We start from the raw sequence: 4,685 nt of genomic DNA on the forward strand, positions 1-4,685 counted from the left end.
CCACCGCAATGGTGGGGCCCCTCCGCGTGCCGTCGGCAGGGTCAGCCCTTGCTGATTTCCCAGAAGCGGAAGACGGTCGAGCTGTCGAGGGTCCATTCCAGGCCTGCGACGTCGTTGCGGGCCACGGCGTACTGCTTGCCCTGCCACAGCGGGAGGATCGGCAGGTCCTCGGCGACGATGTCCTGGAGGCGGCCGAATTCCTCGTTGGTGCCGGCGCGGTCCGCGGCGGCTGCGGCGGCGGGGAGGATGCGCCCGGTGATCTCGGTGTTCTCGTAGTGGTTGGAGAGGACGTTGCCCTTGCCGAAGAAGGGCTGGGTGAAGTTGTCGGCGTCCGGGTAGTCGGGGATCCAGCCCTTGACGTAGACGCCGTACTTTCCGGCGGCGATGTCCTTCTCGTACTGCTCCTCGCCGACGGATTTGACGTCGGCGGCGAACAGGCCGCTGCGGTTGAGCTGCTGGGCGAGGGCCTTGAACTCCTGGACGGTGGCGGGGCCGTAGCGGCTGGGGGTGGCCCAGAGGGTGAGCCTGACCTTGCCGGTGATGCCTTCTGCGCGCAGTGCCTGCTTGGCCTTCGCGGGCTGCGGGCGGGCTCCGTACCGGTTGAAGAAGGCGGTGTTGTGGCCGGAGATGCCGGCCGGGACGATCGAGTACAGCGGGGTGGCGGTGGAGCGGTAGACGTCGCGGACGAGGGCGTCGCGGTCGACGAGGTGGGCGATGGCGCGCCGGACCCCGAGCTTTCCCGCGACGGGGTCCTTGGTGTTGAAGACCAGGTGGTGGACTTCGGCGCTGCTGCCTTCGACGGGTTCGACGGGGTTGTCGCCGCTGAGTGCGCTGGTTTCCGTCCGGGCGATTTCCCTGGCGTCGAGGCCTCGGTAGGCGAGGTCGATCTCGCCCTTCTTGAGGGACTCCCCCAGTGCCTTCTGGTCGTCGTGGAAGAGCTTGAGGGTCATGCCGGTGTTCTTGATCTCCGCGGTGCCGCGGTAGCCGTTGTTGACCGTGAAGACGGCCTGTCCCTTGTCGAAGGAGTCCAGTCGGTACGGTCCGGAGCCGGCCGCCTTGTGGTCGGTGCGCAGTGCGTCGGCCGGGTATTCGCGGTGGTCGACGATCGAGCCGGCGCCGGAGGCGATCTTGCTGGGGAAGGTGGCGTCGGGGACCTTGAGGTGGAAGACGACGTGCAGGTCGTCGGGGGTCTCGATGCTCTTGATGGAGGAGAGCATGACGGCCGGTCCGGCGGGGTCGTTGATCCTCAGGGTGCGCTCGAAGGAGTACTTGACGTCCTTGGAGGTGAGCGCGTTGCCGTTGCTGAAGGTGAGGCCGCGGCGCAGGGTGCAGCGGTAGACGGTGCTGCCCTTGTCGAAGGCGCAGCTCTCGGCGGCTTCGGGTGCGGGTTCGGAGCCGCCCTTGGGGAACGCCATCAGTGACTGGAAGACGTTGTTGAAAAGGAGCCAGGAGCCGGGGTCGTAGCCGGATGCCGGGTCGGTGGCCTTGATCTCGTCGGACATGCCCATGGTGACGGGCTTGCCGGTTCCGGTCGTGTTGCCGGCGCCGTCACCGCTGTCGGCGTTGCCGCAGCCGACGAGGAGTCCTGCCGAGAGCCCGGCTGCGAGGGGAGCCGTCAGCCACGGCTTGCGTATCTGCACCGCTGTCTCAGATCTTTCGTGGGGGTTTGGTCGTACGTGGTGGGGTGGGAGGTCCGTGCTTCCCACGGCACGTGGGGGTGCGTGGGAAGCACGTCGGGAGTGCGTCGGGGGTAGGGGCGCGGAGGGCCGGGGCCCGGGGGTCAGGCGACGCCGCGGCCGAGTTCCCAGAGCTGGAGGTCGGCGGCGAAGTTGACCGCCCATTCGGTGCCGGTGATGTCGCTGCGGGCGGCGATGTACTGCTTGCCCTGCCACAGCGGGAGGATCGGCACGTCCTCGGCAACGATGTCCTGGATCCGCTCGAAGGCGGGGGTGGCGGAGCCGCGCTGGGCCTCGCGGCGGGACTGCGGGATGAGCGAGGTCCGGATCTCGTTGTTGGCGTACGGGCTGTTGAGGAAGTTGTCCTTGTCCAGGAACGGTGCGACGTAGTTGTCGCCGTCCGTGAAGTCGGGGAACCAGCCCATGCCGTACACGGAGTACTTGCCGGCCTTCTGGTCGGGGCTGAAGGTGCTCCACTTGACGCCCTCGACGGTGACGTCGAAGAGCTTGGAGTCGTTGAGCTGCTTCTGCAGGACCTCGAACTCCTTCTTCGTCGCGGAGCCGTAGTGGTCGGTGGTGTACGTGAGGGTGAGCTTGACCGGGGTCTTGATGCCCGCGGAGCGCAGCAGCTTCTCCGCCTTCTTCGGGTCGGCCTTGGGGTACTTGCTGAAGAAGGAGTTCTTGTGGCCGGTGATGGTCGTGGGGATCAGCGAGTACAGGGGCTCGGCGGTGGCGCCGTACACGGAGTGGGTGAGCTCGGTACGGTCGACGAGGGCGGCCATGGCCTGGCGCACTGCCTTGTTCTTGACCGCCGGGTCGGTGGTGTCGAAGCCGAGGTAGCGGATTTCGAGGCCGGAGAGCTCGACGAGCTTGATCTTCTGGTCCTGGGAGGTGGACAGGCTGCTGATCTGCTGGGGCGTGATGGTGCGGGACATCATGTCGATCTCGCCGCGCTTGAGTGCCTTCTCCATGCTCGCGGAGTCGGGGAAGGAGCGGATTTCGACCTTGTCGTTCTTCAGCTCGACGCTGCCCTTGTAGAGCGGGTTCTTGGTGAAGACGGCCTTGGTGACGGACTTGCCCTTGGCCTCGACGTGGACCGTGTAGGGGCCGGAGCCGCTCACCTCGAAGCCCGCACGGACCTTGTCGAGGGCGTAGGTCCCGTTGTCCACGATGGAGCCGGCGGGGGTGGCCAGCTTGTACGGGAAGGTGGCGTCGGACGTCTTGAGGTGGAAGACCACCTCGCTGTCGCCCTTGGCCTCGACGGCGTCGATGTTGGTGAGCAGGGAGACGGGGCCGTTCTTGTCCTTGATCTTCAGCGAGCGCTCGATGGAGAACTTCACGTCGGCGGCGTCCAGCGGCTTGCCGTCGGAGAACTGCAGTCCGGAGCGGAGCTTGCAGCGGTAGCCCATGTTCTCGGTGTCCGTGAAGCCGCAGCTCTCGGCGGCCTCGGGGACCGGTGCGCCGCCGCCGCGCGGGACGCGCATCAGGGTCTGCAGGGACGGCCGCATGATGTTCCAGGCGCCGACGTCGTAGGCGTGGGCCGGGTCGAAGGGTGCCGGGCCTTCCGGGGTCGCGTCGAAGGTGTCCGTGGTGCCCACGACAATGGGCTTGCCGGCCGCATCCCCGCTGTCCGAGCTGCCGCAGGCGGCGAGTACGGGCGCGAGCAGGCCGACGATCGCCGGCAGCACCAGAGTCTTGCGGTTCATCCTGGAAGTTCTCCCTCGACCGGCACTGCAATGCAATGCAGCTTTTGTACGAACACTTCGCCATTTTCCGCCTGTTGAGGCGGGCGGACCGGGCCGGATACCGAACCGCAGAGGGGGCGGCGAAGTTCTCGCGTCGAGATTAGTGGGAATGCGGGGGCCGCCCTACCGGTGTCCTGGGTCGGGGCTGGTGGGCGGGGGTATGGAACCTTTCGTACAGGACTTCATCAATCGGGACACAACGGCAGGTAAAACGGCCCGTCGGCCGGGGTTCTCGCGTTGCCGCACCCGTGCCGACGGGCCGCCCCGTGACCAAGCTCACCTCATGAATACTTGTACGGAGGGAGGAATTCCCAATAGGGAATCTCACGCCATACGCATGCTTCGCTGCCCTGTGTTTCCGCCTATTCGAAAAGTCGTCCCGGAGCCACTCTGGGTGCCCGGGTCAGTTCATTCCCGTAATCAGGGTCCGGAGAAATGCGAGATCGACCTCTTCGAGGGATCCGACGACGACCCGGCCGTCCGCGGGGGCGATCGGCGCCACCGACGGTACGGCGACCACCCGGCAGCCCGCCGCTTCCGCGGAGGCCACTCCGGTCGCGGTGTCCTCGACGACCGCGCATCTCGCCGGGTCGGCGCCGAGCCGGGCCGCCGCGTGCAGGTAGGGGTCGGGGTGCGGCTTGGTGCGGGCGATCTCGTCACCGGCGACGGTGAGGGCGAAGGTGTCCGGGCCGAACGATTCGAGGATCCGGTCGATGATGCGCCGGTGCGAGGCCGAGACGAGGGCCATGGGGATGTCGTACGCCCGGAGTTCGGCCAGCAGTCGTGCGACGCCCGGCATCAACGGCACGCGGTTGCCGATGCGGGCCTCGAAGCGGTCGTTGAGCAGCACGGTCAGTTCGGGGAGTGTGATGTCGGCGCCGGTGGACTCGATGAGGAAGCCGGCGCTGCGGGTCATCGGGCCGCCGACGACCACGTCCCGCCAGGCCTCGTCGAGTTGGTGCCCGAGCTCGGCGAAGACGTCCTTCTCGGCGTCCCACCAGAAGCCCTCGGTGTCCACGAGGGTGCCGTCCATGTCGAGGAGGACCGCCTGGAGGGTGGAGTCTTCGGCCGTACGTGTACTGAGTGCGGGGACCGTGCTGGTCATCCGGGCACACCTCCTGGGGGGCGAGAAGGCCGGCTGCCCCCGGGGGGGGGGGGCCGCCGGCCTGCACTGGGCCGACCAGTGTACGTCCGGCCAGTGGAAAGCGCGTTCCCGGATTTGGTGCACGGGTTACCCTAACGCGGGTTACGCGCGTTGAAGTAA

Annotated in this window: 3 protein-coding genes; all 3 read right to left on the reverse strand. The window is 67.4% G+C overall.

Going from position 1 to position 4,685, the window contains the following annotated elements; translation table 11 throughout:
* Positions 1–41 precede the first annotated feature (41 nt).
* Positions 42–1,640: an ABC transporter substrate-binding protein gene (locus ACWGIG_RS37110; RefSeq protein WP_453326127.1), complete on the reverse strand. Its 1,599-nt coding sequence runs from the start codon at positions 1,638–1,640 to the stop codon at positions 42–44.
* 140 nt (positions 1,641–1,780) lie between these two features.
* Positions 1,781–3,382, reverse strand: a complete 1,602-nt coding sequence (locus ACWGIG_RS37115; protein ID WP_453326128.1) for an ABC transporter substrate-binding protein — start codon at positions 3,380–3,382, stop codon at positions 1,781–1,783.
* Between the two features lie 442 nt (positions 3,383–3,824).
* Entirely contained in the window at positions 3,825–4,526 is a 702-nt protein-coding gene (locus tag ACWGIG_RS37120) for an HAD family hydrolase (RefSeq protein WP_453326129.1), read from the reverse strand.
* Positions 4,527–4,685 lie beyond the last annotated feature (159 nt).

It is taken from the genome of Streptomyces sp. NPDC054863 (assembly GCF_053610825.1).

Bases quoted from the DNA above. Each gene is read 5' to 3' on its own strand.
- ACWGIG_RS37120 (WP_453326129.1), bottom strand. From the start codon at position 4,526: ATGACCAGCACGGTCCCCGCACTCAGTACACGTACGGCCGAAGACTCC.
- ACWGIG_RS37115 (WP_453326128.1), bottom strand. From the start codon at position 3,382: ATGAACCGCAAGACTCTGGTGCTGCCGGCGATCGTCGGCCTGCTCGCG.